The sequence below is a fragment of the Acinetobacter endophylla genome (genome assembly GCF_053543775.1).
Genome location: NZ_JBLVOM010000259.1, coordinates 119,384 through 134,943, shown reverse-complemented (window position 1 = coordinate 134,943; position 15,560 = coordinate 119,384). Strand labels below are relative to the sequence as shown.

Sequence of the window (15,560 nt, the reverse complement as noted above, 5' to 3'; positions counted from 1 at the left end):
TTGTTGTGCACCCGCTATGGGTGTAATTGTCGTTTAGGTTGACTGAATTTGTATTAAATAGGAAGCCAAGCCAATGGCTGAAACTGACATTGCTATGCCAGAATCAACGCCTGTTGATTCACGCCCAGCATTTGCCATTATTGAAGAACTCAAAACCAAATTTGGTGAGAACTTCTTTGTGCAAACGACTTTCGAGGATTTCCCGACAGTCTGGGTTGAGCGCGCACGTGTACAAGAAGTTTTAATGTTCTTGCGTACAGTGTCACGTCCTTACGTGATGTTGTTCGACTTGTCAGCGGTAGATGAGCGTCTGCGTACGCACCGCGACGGTTTACCTGCGTCTGACTTCACCGTGTTCTATCACTTGTTGTCGCTCGAGCGTAATACTGACATTCGTATTAAAGTTGCCTTAGCTGAAAGCGATTTGAATCTTCCAACGGCAACCAATATTTGGCCAAATGCCAACTGGTATGAACGCGAAGCTTACGATATGTTCGGGATCAATTTCGAAGGGCATCCAATGCTCCGTCGTATCTTGTTGCCAACCTATTGGGAAGGTCATCCGCTACGTAAAGAATATTCTGCACGTGCGACCGAATATACGCCGTATTTGCAAGATAAAGCCAAACAGGACTACGAACAGGAACATCTTCGTTTCGTCCCTGAAGATTGGGGTATGAAGCGCGGCAATGCCGATGAAGACTTCATGTTCCTGAACTTGGGTCCGAACCATCCATCTGCGCACGGTGCGTTCCGTGTGATCTTGCAGCTGGACGGTGAAGAAGTGAAAGACTGTGTGCCTGATATCGGTTATCACCACCGTGGTGTGGAAAAGATGGCTGAACGTCAAACCTGGCATTCATTCATTCCGTATACAGACCGTGTCGACTACCTCGGTGGTTGTGCGCAAAACATGCCTTACGTGCTTGGCGTAGAGCAAATGGCGGGTATCACTGTACCTGACCGTGCGCAATGTATCCGCGTGATGATGTCTGAACTGTTCCGTATCAATAACCACTTGCTGTTCATTGGTACTGCGATTCAGGATGCCGGCGGTATGACGCCAGTCTTCTACATGTTTGCTGACCGTCAGAAAATCTATGACGCGATTGAAGCGATCACCGGTTATCGTATGCATCCGGCATGGTTCCGTATCGGTGGTACCGCACATGACCTTCCAAACAACTGGCAGCACCTGATTCGCGAAATCCTGGACTGGATGCCGAAACGTTTGAAGGAATACCATACTGCAGCGCTGAAAAACTCGGTGTTTGTGGGTCGTACCCGTAATGTTGCGCAATACGATGCAAAATCTGCATTGGCTTGGGGTGTAACAGGTACAGGTCTACGCGCTACAGGTATCGACTTTGACGTACGTAAATACCGTCCATATAGCGGTTATGAAAATTACGACTTTGAAGTACCGGTTGAGTACGAAGGCGATGCCTATGCACGTGTTATCGTTCACTACCGTGAAATCGAAGAATCACTGAAAATTATCAAACAATGTTTAGATAATATGCCGTCTGGTGCGTACAAAGCAGACCATCCACTGGCTGTTCCACCACCAAAAGACAAGACATTACAAGATATTGAAACCTTGATTACACACTTCCTGAGCGTATCTTGGGGTCCTGTAATGCCGGCGGGTGAAGCATCTGTGATGGCGGAAGTGGTAAAAGGCGCGTCGAACTACTACTTGACTTCAGACAAGTCAACCATGAGTTACCGTACCCGTATCCGTACACCAACCTTCACGCATTTACAGCAAATGCCTTCTGTGATTAACGGCAGCTTAATGTCTGACTTAATCATTTATTTAGCGACCATTGACGTCGTAATGGCTGACGTGGATCGCTAAGGGGTAAACGCATTATGATGATTTTGACTGATAAAAAGCCACGTGTGAATGTTGAAGGAATTTTGACTGCGGACGAAATTCACGATATCGAACATCACATGGGGCACTACCCATACCCACGTGCAGCGTGTCTAGATGCGCTGAAGTGTGTACAACGCCGTAATGGCTGGGTAGATGATGCGCAAATGAATGCCATCGCACAAATGCTGAGCATGAGCGTTGCAGACCTTGAAGGTGTTGCAACCTTCTATAACCGTATTTACCGTCAGCCGGTCGGTCGTCACGTAATTCTGTTATGTGATTCGATTGCGTGTTTCTTGATGGGTGCAGAAACTTTGGCAGAAGCATTCCAGCGCGAATTAGGAATCCAGTTTGGTCAAACGACTGCAGATGGTCGTTTCACTTTGCTGCCAATTTGCTGTCTGGGCAACTGTGACAAAGGTCCAACCTTAATGATTGATGAAGACACGCACGGTCTGGTTGAAGTGACTTCGGTGAAACAGCTGTTGGAGAAGTATGTATGAATACTGAACCAAAACCAATTTATGGCGACGGTAACCCGGAAACGCATCCATTAACATGGCGTTTAAGCAAACAAGCCAACATACGTAATGCAGATGATTACGAAGCGCTGGAAGGTTATGCGGGCTTTAAAAAAGCACTGACCATGTCGCCTAAAGATGTATTGGAAGTGGTTAAGGCAGCGACTGTTAAAGGTCGTGGTGGTGCAGGCTTCCCGGCAGGCATCAAATGGTCACTCATGGCGCCAAACGACAACTCAGGTCCACGTTACCTGATTTGTAATGCCGATGAGATGGAACCAGGTACCTTTAAAGACCGTTTGTTGATGGAAGATCTTCCGCACCAATTGATCGAAGGGATGCTGATTGCGGGTTATACGCTTGAAGCAACACACGGTTATATCTTTATCCGTGGCGAGTACATCGAAGCCGCTCAGTACTTAAATGAAGCACTTGAGCAAGTTCGTGCCAAAGGTTACTTAGGGGATAATATCCTTGGTACAGGCTGGAACTTCGAGTTACACGTGCATACTGGTGCGGGTCGTTATATCTGCGGTGAAGAAACTGCATTGATTAACTCGCTTGAAGGTCGCCGTGCCAACCCGCGTACCAAACCGCCATTCCCGCAAGTTGCAGGTGCTTGGGGTCGTCCTACGATTGTCAACAACGTAGAGACCTACAACAACTTACCGGCAATCATGCTGCGTGGTCCTGAATGGTATATCAACTTATCTGCGGGTAAGTCGAAAGATCCAGGCACCAAGATTTATGGTGCGTCAGGTAAGGTGAAATTCCCGGGTCTATGGGAACTTCCATTTGGTACAACAGCACGTGAAGTAATTGAAGACCATGCTGGTGGTATGCGCGACGGCTTAAAACTGAAAGCATGGTTACCGGGTGGTGCATCGACTGACTTCCTGGCTGCCGAGCATATTGATCTTCCTATGGATGCGGAAAGCATCATGAAAGCAGGTTCGCGTTTAGGGACTTGTTTGTTGATGGTGGTAGATGAAACCCAATGTATGGTTTCAGCGACACGTAACCTCGAAGAATTCTTTGCACGCGAATCATGTGGTTTCTGTACCCCTTGCCGTGATGGCTTGCCTTGGGCAGTGAAAGCGTTAAAAGCGCTGGAAAATGGCACAGGTAAACAGGAAGATATCGATCACTTACAAGAGTTAACGCGTAAGCTTTGGATCGGTAAAACTTTCTGTGCCCACGCACCGGGTGCAATGGAACCGCTCATGGGCGCACTCAAACATTTCCGTGGCGAATTTGAAGCGAAGGTGGTGAATGCCGCTGCTCAAGTTAGCTCCGTAGAACAAGCTTAAGGAATTCGACTATGGCTACAATTCATGTCGATGGCAAATCGTATGAAGTCAACGGCTCGGAAAACTTGCTACAAGCATGTTTGAGTCTTGGCATTGATATCCCATACTTTTGTTGGCATCCGTCCTTAGGTTCTGTTGGTTCTTGCCGTCAATGTGCCGTGACTCAATACGCGAATCCGGAAGATACCCGTGGTCGTTTGGTCATGTCATGTATGACGCCTGCATCTGACAATACCTACATTTCGATTGAAGACAAAGAAGCAAAAGATTTCCGTGCTTCGATTGTTGAATTCTTGATGACCAACCACCCGCACGACTGTCCGGTCTGTGAAGAGGGTGGTCACTGTCATTTACAAGATATGACCGTAATGACGCAGCATGACCGTCGTCGCTACCGTTTCACCAAACGTACCCATTACAACCAAGAGCTTGGCTCATTCATTTCTCACGAAATGAACCGTTGTATCGCCTGTTACCGTTGTGTGCGTTATTACAAAGACTATGCAGGTGGTACGGACTTCGGCGTGTATGCCAACGCATCACGTGTGTATTTCGGTCGTCCGGAATCAGGCACTTTAGAATCTGAATTCTCGGGTAACCTGACTGAAGTTTGTCCAACAGGTGTATTTACCGATAAAACTCATTCGGCACGTTATAACCGTAAATGGGACATGCAATATGCGCCAAGCGTATGCCAAGGCTGTTCTTCAGGTTGTAACATCTCTCCGGGTGAGCGTTATGGTGAACTTCGCCGTGTCGAAAACCGTTTCAATGGTGAAGTTAACCAATACTTCCTATGCGATAAAGGCCGTTTCGGTACAGGTTATGTGAACCGCGAAGACCGTCCGCGTCAGCCACAATTCCGTAAAGGTGCGACTGTAGAAACTGTTTCAGTAGATGCAGCACTTGATACGGTCATTGCAAATATCCAGGACAAAAAAGTTTTGGGGATTGGTTCACCGCGTGCATCACTTGAATCAAACTTCGCGCTGCGTGAGTTGGTGGGTCAAGAGAACTTCTCAACAGGTTTATCTCAAAAAGAGCAAAATCTGGTTGAACTTGCAGCTTCAATCATGCAAACCGAGGGTGTTTACAACCCGAATATGCGTGAAATTGAAAGCTATGATGCAGTTCTGATCTTAGGTGAAGATTTAACCCAAACTGCGCCTCGTATGGCTTTATCTGTTCGCCAAGCTGCGAAAAATAAAGGCAAAGAGATGGCAGCGGAACGTCGTACCCAGGAATGGCTGGCTGAGCCGGTACAACGTATTGCTCAAGATGCGAAATCTCCGATTTACATCCTGGCTGCGACACAAACCCGTTTGTCTGACGTAGCGGAAGGCGAAGTGGTTGCTTCTCCAAACGACATCGCGCGTTTAGGTTTTGCTGTTGCTGCGGGCGTGAAGGGTGAAGCAATTCTCGGTTTAGATGACGATGCGAAAGCATTTGCACAAACGATTGCCGACACCTTAAAAGCTGCGAAAAAACCATTGATCATCTCGGGTACCAGCTTACAAGATGCATCAATCATGGAAGCTGCTGCACAAGTTGCACAAAATCTGGGTAATGCAGGCTTGACCTTGACAGTTCCTGAAGTGAACTCGATGGGTATGGCAATCTTCGGTGGTCAAAGCTTAGAGCAAGCCTTTGCACAAGATTATGATGCAGTGATCGTGGTTGAAAACGATCTGTATCGTCGTCTACCTGCTGCACAAGTGGATGCTGCACTTTCAGGCAAAGACGTGATTGTTTTAGATCACTCTGAAACTGAAACAGTGAAAAAAGCCGACATCGTGCTTTCTGCTGCAAGCTTTGCTGAAGGTGATGGTACGGTGGTATCGCAAGAAGGCCGTGCACAACGTTTCTACCAAGTGTATGACCCGAGCTACTACAATCCTGAATTGGCGATCAAGGAATCTTGGCGCTGGTTACACGCTCTGGAAACAGGCGTAAAAGGCAAAGCGATTTCTTGGACTTTACTGGATGATGTGATCGAGTCAGTGGCGAAAAACGTTCCTGCGCTTGAAGGCATTCTGGATGTTGCACCTGATGCGGGCTTCCGTGTACATGGTCTGAAAGTGGCACGTGAACCACGTCGTTACTCAGGCCGTACTTCGATGCGTGCGCCATTGTCTGTCCACGAGCCGAAACAGCCAACCGATATCGATTCTGCATTAACATTCTCTATGGAAGGTTATGTGGGTAATGAAACACCATCTCCACTGATTCCATTTGCCTGGTCTGCAGGCTGGAACTCTCCACAAGCTTGGAACAAGTACCAGAATGAAGTGGGTGGTCACTTGAAAGGTGGTGATTCAGGTGTTCGTCTATTCGACCGTTTACCAAAACGTCCAGCGCGCAGTTTTGTTGCACCGGCACCTGTTTTGGTGAATGCTGAGAGCTTCCGTTTGGTACCAATGCACCATATCTTTGGTTCAGGTGAATTCACAGTAAAAACACCAGCGATGGAAACCCGTATTCCTGAACCGGTATTTGCAGTAGGTGAACAGGATGCTGCTCGCTTGAATGTTCAAGATGGTCAGCGGATTACAGTTAAAGCAGGTGAAACGTCGATTGTTCTTCCTGTACAAGTAATCGAATACTTACCAACAGGTTATATTGGTTACCCAATCGGTCTTGCACCGACGGTATCTCTTGCAGAGCCTGTTTCAGTCGCGGTAGGAGCGTAATTCATGGAACAAGAATTAATCCGTCAAACGCCGCTGTGGGCTGAAAACTGGCCAATCGCCTATTCAGTCATTCAAGCGATCGTGATCTTGCTGGTTGTGGTACTGATCGCTGCGTTGATGTCTTTTATTGAACGTCGTTTACTCGGCTTGTGGCAAGACCGTTACGGTCCGAACCGTGTTGGTCCGGGCGGTATGTTCCAGATTGTTGCCGACATGCTGAAAATCATGTTCAAGGAAGACTGGACCCCCAAATTTGCTGACAAATTGACTTTCCGGATGGCGCCAGCAGTTGCGATGGCAACTGCGGTGCTGTCGTTCATGGTTATTCCTGTTTCACCGTATTTGGGTGTTGCAGACATGAACATCGGCCTGTTGTTCTTTATGGCAATGGCAGGGATTGCAGTCTATGCAGTCCTGTTCGGTGGCTGGTCATCCAACAACAAATATGCCTTACTGGGCGGTTTGCGTTCTGCAGCTCAAACTATTTCGTACGAAGTGTTCCTAGGTATCTCACTCATGGGTGTGGTGGCAATTGCCGGCTCATTCAACATGCGTGAAATCGTTGAAGCACAAAAAGACGTCTGGTTTGTGATTCCTCAGTTCCTTGGCTTCCTGATTTTTGTGGTTGCGGGTGTGGCGGTAACGCATCGTCATCCATTTGACCAACCAGAAGCGGAACAGGAACTGGCGGAAGGTTACCATGTCGAATATGGCGGTATGAAATGGGGGATGTTCTTCGTTGCGGAATACGTTAACGTGGTACTGATCTCTGCATTGATCGTGACTCTATTCTTTGGTGGCTGGCTTGCGCCATTCAACCTTGATATTCCGTTCCTTCCAGCAGCATTCTGGTTCATTATCAAAACAGCTTTCTTTGTAATGATGTTTGTACTGGCGCGTGGTTCATTAATGCGTCCACGTTATGACCAGGTAATGAACTTTGGTTGGAAAATTTGCTTGCCATTAGCTCTAGTTAACCTGTTGGTAACTGGCGCGGTTATCTTGTGGTAAGGGCAGGGAGAACAAAATGTTTAAATTTCTAGCCGGGTTTGGATCGATTGTTCGTTCACTTTGGATGGTGTTCAGCCATGCAACGCGTAAACGTGACACTATTCTTTACCCAGAAGTACCAGCCGAAGAAATCGTGCCGCCACGTTTTCGTGGTCGTATCGTATTGACACGCGACCCTGATGGCGAAGAACGCTGCGTGGCATGTAACCTTTGTGCGGTTGCCTGTCCGGTAGGTTGTATTTCATTACAAAAAGCAGAACGTGAAGACGGTCGCTGGTATCCGGAATTTTTCCGTATCAACTTCTCGCGCTGTATTTTCTGCGGTATGTGTGAAGAAGCGTGTCCAACCACTGCGATTCAAATGACGCCTGACTTCGAGCTTGGCGAATATGTTCGTCAGGACTTGGTTTATGAAAAAGAACACCTGCTGATTTCTGGTCCTGGTAAATATCCTGACTATAACTTCTACCGTGTAGCCGGTATGGCAATTGCAGGCAAGGACAAAGGTCAGGCACAGCGTGAAAGTGCACCTGTTGATGTACGGAGTCTATTACCATGATGTGGCCATTTTATTTAATGGCCCTTGTGGCCATTGTCTCTACGGTTCGCGTGGTCACTAACGCGAATCCGGTACATGCTTTATTAAGTCTGATCGTGTCATTGCTTGCAGTCGCAGGCATGTTCCTGATCGTGGGTGCACCATTCGCTGGTGCGCTGGAAGTGATTGTTTATGCGGGCGCGATCATGGTGTTGTTCGTGTTCGTAGTGATGATGCTGAACCTGGGTGAGCAGACCGTTGAACAAGAACGCAAATGGTTGACCTCATCGGCTTGGGCTTATCCGGCGTTGATGAGCTTCCTGATCGGTTTGGTGCTGGTATGGGTATTAAACTCTGATTACACACAAGCTTCACTGGTAATGGGTACAGAAATGGTGGGCCCGAAAGCAGTGGGTCAAGCACTCTTTACGCAATACTTGTTGTTGGTTGAAGTTGCCGCGATGTTATTGCTTGCTGCCTTGGTAGCTGCATTCCATTTGGGTAAACGTGAACCAGATGCAGAAGAGGAAAAAGAATAATGGGCAACATCCCTTTAGAGCATGGTTTGATCGTTGCATCTATTCTCTTTGCACTGGGTTTTTACGGTGTAATGGTGCGACGCAACCTACTATTTATTTTAATGAGCCTTGAAATCATGATGAACGCTGCTGCTTTAGCGTTCGTCCTGGCGGGCAGTGCATGGGCACAGCCAGATGGTCAGATCATGTTTATCCTGATCCTGACGCTTGCTGCGGCAGAGGCTTGTATTGGTCTTGCGATCGTCCTTCAGTTCTATCATCGCTTCCATCACCTGGATGTGGATGCTGCTAGTGAGATGCGCGGATGAGTTATTTATATCTAACAATTTTATTTCCGCTCATTGGTTTTGTCCTGTTAGCGGCGGGGCGCAACAAGCTTCCGGAATCTGTTGCAGCGATGATTGGCGTCGGTGCAGTCGGTTTATCTGCACTGTTCGCACTGATTGCAGGTATGGACTTTGTTAACAATGGTTCAACTGCAGTAGTACAACATCTTTGGACTTGGTTCAGTGTTGGCAGTTTTGCTCCGGGCATCAGCTTGCAGCTGGATGGCTTGTCTTTATTGATGCTGGGCATGGTCACTGGTGTGGGTTTCTTAATTCACATCTTTGCATCATGGTATATGCGCGGTGAAGAAGACTTTGCACGTTTCTTCTCTTACTTCAACCTGTTCGTTGCCAGCATGTTATTGCTGGTATTGGGTGACAACCTGGCGTTGTTATTCTTGGGTTGGGAAGGCGTAGGTCTGTGTTCATACCTGTTGATCGGTTATTACTACCAGAACCCGGCAAACGGTCTGGCGGCAATCAAGGCATTTACTGTGACCCGTATTGGTGACGTATTCCTGCTGATTGCCATGTTCCTGATCTTCCAGCAATTCGGTACCTTGAACATTCAGTACATCGTCGAAAATGCGGCGACTGTAATGATGCAAAGTTCATCTCTGACCATCTGGACAGCATTGCTCTTATTCTTGGGTGCGGCAGGTAAATCTGCACAGATTCCACTGCAAACATGGTTAGCCGATGCGATGGCAGGTCCGACACCTGTTTCTGCATTGATCCATGCTGCAACGATGGTAACAGCGGGTGTTTACCTGTGCTGCCGTCTGTTCGCAGTCTTTGAACTTGCGCCAGAAGTGATGGTATTTATTTCGATCACAGGTGCGGTGACTTTGCTTGTGGCTGGTTTTGCTGCACTGGTTCAAACCGACATCAAACGTATTCTGGCTTACTCAACTATGAGTCAGCTCGGTTATATGTTTATGGCGGTAGGTGCTGAAGCATACCAAGCAGGTCTGTTCCATATGCTGACTCACGCATTCTTCAAGGCATTATTGTTCTTGTCGTCTGGTGCGGTGATTCTGGCTTACCATCACGAACAAAACATCTTCAAGATGGGCGGTCTGTTCTACAAGAACAAATTCCTGTTTGCATGTTTCGCGATTGGTGGCGGTGCATTGGCAGCGATTCCATTCCTGACGATTGGTTTCTTCTCAAAAGATGCGATTCTTGCTGCAGTCTGGACGCAAAGTCATATTGCTGGTTTACCAGTGTATAACACGCTGTACTGGGTCGGTGTTGCAGGTGCATTCTTAACCTCTATTTATACATTCCGTTTAATTTGGGTTGTATTCTTTGGCAAAGAAAACACACCTTATCATGAAATCCAAGGTGCAACTTACTGGGCGCCACTGGCAATTCTTGCTGTACTTTCAACAGGTCTGGCGATCGTCCTAAAAGCACCGGTAATGAGCATTCTGGATGCTGCACAAATTCCAGCCTTCATTATTCCTGAAGCGCTTGAAGCAGGTGCACATGGTGCTGAATACATCGCAATTGCTGTTGCTTTGACAGGTCTTGCAGTGGGTGTCGTGCTGTTCGCTTTTGCTTACAATGCAGTCAAACGTTTTGCAGCCACTTCTGTAGGTGCTGGCCTGGTCAACATCTGCCGTAATGCATTAGGTTTCGATACGCTGTATGACATCATTTTCGTGAAGCCATATTTATTGTTCGCGAAGATCTTTGGTCGTGATCCAATTGATGGCCTATGGCTGGTACTTCCTGCACTTGTTAAAGGTGGTCACAGCTTTACAAGTTCACGTCAAACCGGTTCACTGCGTGAATATGCATCTAGTATGGGGCTCGGTGTAGTTGTCCTACTGATGATCTTGATCGTGATTCAGGTTGTGGGGAAATAAAATGGAAGCTCCAAACAATATTATTTTGCCGGCTCTGATCCTCATTCCGTTCATTGCAGGTTTCATATGCTGGTTGGTCGATAAACTCGACCAGCACTTGCCGCGTTATATCGCGCTGATCGGTATGCTGGTGACCTTGGTTTTGACCATCGTCCTTTGGCAGACTGGTACTTATAACTATGAATTAGGCGGTGCTGCACCTTCGTGGGCTGCCGAATTCAAATTGCCTTGGATTCAAACTCTGGGCATTAACATTCACTTGGCAGTGGATGGTTTATCACTTCTTATGGTTGGCTTGACTGCACTCCTGGGTGTGCTGGCAGTAGGCTGTTCATGGGGCGAGATTCAAAAGAACGTTGGTTTCTTCCACTTGAACCTTTTATGGTCGTTGGGTGGCGTCATCGGTGTCTTCCTTGCGATTGACCTGTTCCTGTTCTTCTTCTTCTGGGAGATGATGCTGGTACCTATCTACTTCCTGATTGCCCTTTGGGGTCATAAAGGGGCAGAAGGCAAGTCACGTGTTTATGCAGCTAACAAGTTCTTCATTTACACGCAGGTTGCCGGTTTGGTGATGCTGATTGGTATCCTGGGTCTGGTGACTGTAGGCTATACCATGACTGGCGAAATCCGTTTCGACTACAACTATTTATTAGGTGTGGCGAATACGCTTGATGCTCAGGCTCCAGCGGTGGCTTATGCATTCATGATCTGTTTATTCATCGGTTTTGCGGTAAAACTTCCAGTTTTCCCATTACACGGCTGGTTACCAGATGCGCATGCGCAAGCACCAACAGCGGGTTCTGTCGATCTTGCAGGTATCTTGATTAAGACTGCGGCGTACGGTTTATTACGTTTCGTGATTCCGTTCTTCCCGGCAGCATCTGCACAGTTTGCAGACTTCGCAATCATTCTTGGTTTAATCGGTATTTTCTACGGTGCTTGGTGTGCTTTCCGGCAAACCGACATGAAACGCCTGTTGGCTTATACCTCTATTTCACACATGGGCTTCGTTTTACTTGCGATCTACGCAGGTAACATCCTGACCTTCCAGGGTCTGATGATCATGATGTTGGCACATGGTATTTCATCTGCTGCGCTGTTCATTATGTGTGGTCAGGTATATGAGCGTGTGCATACACGTGATATGCGTTTGATGGGTGGTATGCGTGGTCAGTTCCCATATCTTGCATTCTTCCTGATGTTCTTCGTTGCGGCATTGGTGGGTATTCCAGGTCTAGGTAACTTTATTGGTGAGTTCCTGATCCTGATGGGTGCTTATGCGCAATTCCCGGCGTTTACCATTATTGCGGCAATCAGCTTGGTATTTGCAGGTCTGTACGGTTTGATCCTGATTCACAAAGCCCTGTTTGGTGTACCAAATGAAGCGCAACAGCAGCACTATACAAATCCGTTAAAAGATCTAAATGCACGTGAAATCGCATTATTGTTGATCTGTGCGTTTGGTCTACTTTGGCTTGGTCTATATCCACAAAGCTTCCTTGATGTTTCTAACTCAAGCATGGCGTGGTTAGCGAATAGCTACATTCCAGTTCAAGAAGTGGTTGAAGTTGCTGATCAAGTAACGACTCAACTTGAAAATGTGGAGATCCAATAAGCCATGAACTTCACAATGTCTTTTTCTGAGCTTATGCCTCTAGCACCTGTGATGATCGTGTCGTTAACTGCGATCGTCGTGATGTTGCTGACCGCAATCAAGCGTAACCATAACCTGGTGGCTACCACCACAGTGATTGGTTTAAACCTTGCTGCGTTCTATATCATTTTCGTTTTGTTGGCGGGCGTATTTGCACCTGCCAACGTGATGAATCTGTTCATCGTAGATCCATTTACGATGCTGTATCAGTTTGTGATCCTGATTGCTGCACTTGCATGTGCAACGCTATCTCACGCGTATATCGAAACCTATAAAGATAACCGTGAAGAGCTGTATATCCTGATGCTGACATCCGTTGCGGGTGCCATGCTAATGGTGGCTAGCTCACACTATGCATCATTCTTTATTAGCCTTGAGTTAATGTCGATTCCTGTATATGGCTTGTTGGCATATACACATCAACGTTCTCAATCGCTTGAAGCGGGTGTGAAATATCTGGTGCTTTCAGCAACTGCATCTGCAATGTTGTTGATGGGTATGGCATATATTTATGCATATACAGGTACTTTAAGTTTCGTTGCAGAACCAGGCAAACTGTTTACTGTATTCAGTCAACCGGCTGTCGTGATTGGTCTGGCATTAATTGTATTTGCGGTCGCATTTAAATTATCGCTTGCACCATTCCATAAATGGACACCAGACGTATACGCTGGTGCACCAGCGCCAATCGCGACTTTCCTTGCGACTGTTGCGAAAGTAGCCATGATTGGTCTGTTTGTGCGTTATGCGTTGTCTTCAGGTTTAATTCTGGCAGACAGCTTTGTAACAATCATTTCGATTATTGCGGTTCTGTCTATCCTTGCTGGTAACTTGCTGGCGGTTCGCCAGGTGAACTTGAAACGTATCTTGGCATACTCTTCAATTGCACACTTTGGTTATTTGCTGGTTGCCATCGTTAGTTCACGTAATACGGATTTCTTACAGGTTCAAGGTTTCGCGACTTTTGAAAGTGTAAACGTCTACGTGATTACCTATGTATTAACCACGATCGGTGCGTTCGGTGTTGTTACGCTGATGTCTAGTCCGTATAACAATACGGATGAAGCGGGTAGTCTGGCTGAATACCGTGGTCTGTTCTGGCGCCGTCCAGTATTGACTGCTGTATTGACGGTGATGATGCTGTCTCTTGCAGGTATTCCTTTAACTGCCGGCTTTATCGGTAAGTTCCTGGTAATTAAAACTGCGGTTGCAGGCGAAGCCTGGTTCCTGACTGCGATGGTTATCTTGGGTTCTGGTATCGGTTTGTATTACTACCTGCGCGTAATGGTTGTGCTTTACATGACGCCACCTGAAACACCACGTCTAGATGCGGTGAATCATTGGGGTCAAAAAGTCGGTGGTATCATGGTGCTTCTTGCTGCGCTTGCGGTACTTGTGATCGGTGTCTACCCAGATCCGGTGATTGCAGTATCTAAATATGCCTTCTTTGCCATGTCACCTGAGTTGCAACAGTTCATTTTCACTTTGGTTCAAAGTGGTTTTAACTAATATCTGCAAAGATTGACGTTATTACAAAAAAGCCTCCATGATTGGGGGCTTTTTTATTTATACAAATCAATAAAAGCCTTTATAATAGCGGAAATTTATCTTTAACCTTTTAGGTGTTCTCCCGTGGCAATCCATGAAATCCGTCATCCACTCATTCGACATAAGCTTGGTTTACTCCGTCGTGCAGATATCAGTACCAAGAATTTCCGTGAGTTAGCTCAAGAAGTGACCATGCTTCTAACTTATGAAGCAACAAAAGACCTGCCAATGGTTGAACATGACATTGATGGCTGGAATGGTGCTGTTACAGTTGATCGTATTGCGGGTAAAAAAATCACCGTTGTGCCAATTCTACGTGCCGGTATTGGCATGCTCGACGGTTTCCTGAACCTGATTCCAAGTGCAAAAGTATCGGTACTTGGTTTAGAGCGTGATGAAGAAACTCTGGAAGCACGTACCTATTATAAAAAACTGGTTCCAGACGTACAAAACCGTATCGCGATGATCATTGATCCAATGTTAGCGACAGGTTCTTCTTTAGTAGCTGCAATTGATGTACTGAAAGCCAGCGGCTGTAAAGACATTCGTGTAATGGTTCTGGTTGCTGCACCAGAGGGCATTAAGCGTGTCGAAGCTACGCATCCGGATGTCGTGATTTTTACGGCTTCTATCGATAATGGTTTAAATGAAAATGGTTATATCGTTCCAGGTCTTGGCGATGCTGGCGATAAAATCTTTGGTTCAGTTCAAAAAGACTAATTTTTGAATATGATGAAAAAAGGGGCTACTACAGCCTCTTTTTTATATAATGTAGACAGGGCATTTTCAGGATAGGACAATAGCATGAAAGATGAATTGTATCAGGGCAAAATCAAACAGTATGACCCTGCCAAAGGTTTCGGTTTCATTGGCTGCGCTGAGGGAGATGTCTTCTTCCATATTTCAGACTTCCCTGCGGCAGAAGGCGAGCCAAAACGCAATGAACGCGTGAAATTTAATGTTGTTGAAAATGGCGATAAGTACAAAGCGATCAAGATTGAACGTGTCGAAGACAACTCAAAGAAAGCTAAAAAAACCAAAGTGGCAACACACAATAAATCAATTACATCGGCATTGTTAAATAACTTCCGTGGTTAATGGATTATTCTCATACTTAATCTTTTTTAATCACATTTAAAAAGAGGCTTTCGAGCCTCTTTTTTTATAGCACCACCGCTTACATATTTAAAGAGACAGATAACACATAAAAAATCCACCGAACAGCAACAATGCTGAACATTTCCTTGGGCTTAGAATACAAATTAAATGAAGTCTATAGAGAAAAGTGTCATGTTTAGGGATGGAAAAATTAAAACTTACGATTCCGAACGTGGTATGGGTACTTTGGAGTTGGTAGGGGAAGCTCAAGAGTTAAGTTTCAAGTTACAGGATTTACCTTCGCCTGAAATTGAGCCACAAATTGGAGAGCGGCTTAAATTTAGAATCATTCCCCAACAAGGCAGCATGACATTAGACAACATGGTACGTCTAGATATTAAAGTGCAGGATGAATTTGTGCCAGAAGTCGTCGCCTTGCAATCCTTGGCACCCACAGTCGCTGTTCCTGTACGTAATTCACTTTTCTTTAGTCCGACCCTTTGGTTGGCAATGGCATCAGCTGTTGGGTTTATGATTTTTGGTGAAGTATAAATAAAAAAGAAATTTTA

At 46.3% G+C, this 15,560-nt stretch carries 14 protein-coding genes; all 14 read left to right on the top strand.

The window, feature by feature from the left end; genetic code table 11:
- Window positions 1–73 precede the first annotated feature (73 nt).
- The 14 genes from nuoC to ACNPNW_RS15080 all read left to right on the top strand — a co-directional run bounded on the left by nuoC (window position 74) and on the right by ACNPNW_RS15080 (window position 15,543).
- The gene (gene nuoC / locus ACNPNW_RS15145; protein ID WP_004732074.1) at window positions 74–1,861 is read left to right on the top strand and encodes an NADH-quinone oxidoreductase subunit C/D; all 1,788 of its coding nucleotides are present in this window, start codon (window positions 74–76) and stop codon (window positions 1,859–1,861) included.
- 14 nt (window positions 1,862–1,875) lie between these two features.
- Window positions 1,876–2,385, top strand: a complete 510-nt coding sequence (gene nuoE / locus ACNPNW_RS15140) for an NADH-quinone oxidoreductase subunit NuoE (protein WP_004280775.1) — start codon at window positions 1,876–1,878, stop codon at window positions 2,383–2,385.
- Complete coding sequence (nuoF, locus tag ACNPNW_RS15135; RefSeq protein WP_448767114.1) at window positions 2,382–3,713, top strand: NADH-quinone oxidoreductase subunit NuoF; 1,332 nt, start codon at window positions 2,382–2,384, stop codon at window positions 3,711–3,713. The genes nuoE and nuoF overlap by 4 nt, the downstream gene beginning before the upstream one ends.
- A gap of 11 nt (window positions 3,714–3,724) precedes the next feature.
- Complete coding sequence (gene nuoG / locus ACNPNW_RS15130) at window positions 3,725–6,403, top strand: NADH-quinone oxidoreductase subunit NuoG (RefSeq protein ID WP_448767113.1); 2,679 nt, start codon at window positions 3,725–3,727, stop codon at window positions 6,401–6,403.
- Window positions 6,404–6,406: 3 nt separating this feature from the next.
- Complete coding sequence (gene nuoH, locus ACNPNW_RS15125) at window positions 6,407–7,414, top strand: NADH-quinone oxidoreductase subunit NuoH (RefSeq protein ID WP_064096459.1); 1,008 nt, start codon at window positions 6,407–6,409, stop codon at window positions 7,412–7,414.
- Window positions 7,415–7,430: 16 nt separating this feature from the next.
- Window positions 7,431–7,973 (top strand): NADH-quinone oxidoreductase subunit NuoI, encoded by a 543-nt coding sequence (gene nuoI, locus ACNPNW_RS15120; RefSeq protein ID WP_064096458.1) that lies wholly within the window; start codon window positions 7,431–7,433, stop codon window positions 7,971–7,973.
- Window positions 7,973–8,491 (top strand): NADH-quinone oxidoreductase subunit J, encoded by a 519-nt coding sequence (nuoJ, locus tag ACNPNW_RS15115; protein ID WP_171054322.1) that lies wholly within the window; start codon window positions 7,973–7,975, stop codon window positions 8,489–8,491. Before nuoI ends, nuoJ begins: the two co-directional genes overlap by 1 nt.
- A complete protein-coding gene (gene nuoK / locus ACNPNW_RS15110) occupies window positions 8,491–8,799 on the top strand; it encodes an NADH-quinone oxidoreductase subunit NuoK (RefSeq protein WP_004280769.1) in 309 nt (102 codons plus the stop codon). Before nuoJ ends, nuoK begins: the two co-directional genes overlap by 1 nt.
- Window positions 8,796–10,691, top strand: coding sequence for an NADH-quinone oxidoreductase subunit L (nuoL, locus tag ACNPNW_RS15105; protein WP_448767112.1), 1,896 nt, complete (start codon window positions 8,796–8,798; stop codon window positions 10,689–10,691). Before nuoK ends, nuoL begins: the two co-directional genes overlap by 4 nt.
- A gap of 1 nt (window position 10,692) precedes the next feature.
- On the top strand, window positions 10,693–12,306 hold the full coding sequence (gene nuoM, locus ACNPNW_RS15100; RefSeq protein ID WP_448767111.1) for an NADH-quinone oxidoreductase subunit M: 1,614 nt from the start codon (window positions 10,693–10,695) through the stop codon (window positions 12,304–12,306).
- A 3-nt stretch (window positions 12,307–12,309) separates the two neighbouring features.
- Window positions 12,310–13,854, top strand: coding sequence for an NADH-quinone oxidoreductase subunit NuoN (gene nuoN / locus ACNPNW_RS15095; protein ID WP_004645875.1), 1,545 nt, complete (start codon window positions 12,310–12,312; stop codon window positions 13,852–13,854).
- Between the two features lie 123 nt (window positions 13,855–13,977).
- Window positions 13,978–14,613 carry a uracil phosphoribosyltransferase gene (upp, locus tag ACNPNW_RS15090; RefSeq protein ID WP_004280765.1) on the top strand — a complete coding sequence of 212 codons (636 nt, stop codon included), beginning with the start codon at window positions 13,978–13,980 and terminating at the stop codon, window positions 14,611–14,613.
- 84 nt (window positions 14,614–14,697) lie between these two features.
- Window positions 14,698–14,991 (top strand): cold shock domain-containing protein, encoded by a 294-nt coding sequence (locus tag ACNPNW_RS15085; protein ID WP_004732065.1) that lies wholly within the window; start codon window positions 14,698–14,700, stop codon window positions 14,989–14,991.
- Between the two features lie 192 nt (window positions 14,992–15,183).
- Window positions 15,184–15,543, top strand: a complete 360-nt coding sequence (locus ACNPNW_RS15080; RefSeq protein WP_191112556.1) for a hypothetical protein — start codon at window positions 15,184–15,186, stop codon at window positions 15,541–15,543.
- The last annotated feature ends 17 nt before the right edge of the window (window positions 15,544–15,560 follow it).

Coding starts and splice junctions, on each gene's coding strand:
- nuoC (WP_004732074.1), top strand. CDS start 74: ATGGCTGAAACTGACATTGCTATGCCAGAATCAACGCCTGTTGATTCA.
- nuoE (WP_004280775.1), top strand. CDS start 1,876: ATGATGATTTTGACTGATAAAAAGCCACGTGTGAATGTTGAAGGAATT.
- nuoF (WP_448767114.1), top strand. CDS start 2,382: ATGAATACTGAACCAAAACCAATTTATGGCGACGGTAACCCGGAAACG.
- nuoG (WP_448767113.1), top strand. CDS start 3,725: ATGGCTACAATTCATGTCGATGGCAAATCGTATGAAGTCAACGGCTCG.
- nuoH (WP_064096459.1), top strand. CDS start 6,407: ATGGAACAAGAATTAATCCGTCAAACGCCGCTGTGGGCTGAAAACTGG.
- nuoI (WP_064096458.1), top strand. CDS start 7,431: ATGTTTAAATTTCTAGCCGGGTTTGGATCGATTGTTCGTTCACTTTGG.
- nuoJ (WP_171054322.1), top strand. CDS start 7,973: ATGTGGCCATTTTATTTAATGGCCCTTGTGGCCATTGTCTCTACGGTT.
- nuoK (WP_004280769.1), top strand. CDS start 8,491: ATGGGCAACATCCCTTTAGAGCATGGTTTGATCGTTGCATCTATTCTC.
- nuoL (WP_448767112.1), top strand. CDS start 8,796: ATGAGTTATTTATATCTAACAATTTTATTTCCGCTCATTGGTTTTGTC.
- nuoM (WP_448767111.1), top strand. CDS start 10,693: ATGGAAGCTCCAAACAATATTATTTTGCCGGCTCTGATCCTCATTCCG.
- nuoN (WP_004645875.1), top strand. CDS start 12,310: ATGAACTTCACAATGTCTTTTTCTGAGCTTATGCCTCTAGCACCTGTG.
- ACNPNW_RS15085 (WP_004732065.1), top strand. CDS start 14,698: ATGAAAGATGAATTGTATCAGGGCAAAATCAAACAGTATGACCCTGCC.
- ACNPNW_RS15080 (WP_191112556.1), top strand. CDS start 15,184: ATGTTTAGGGATGGAAAAATTAAAACTTACGATTCCGAACGTGGTATG.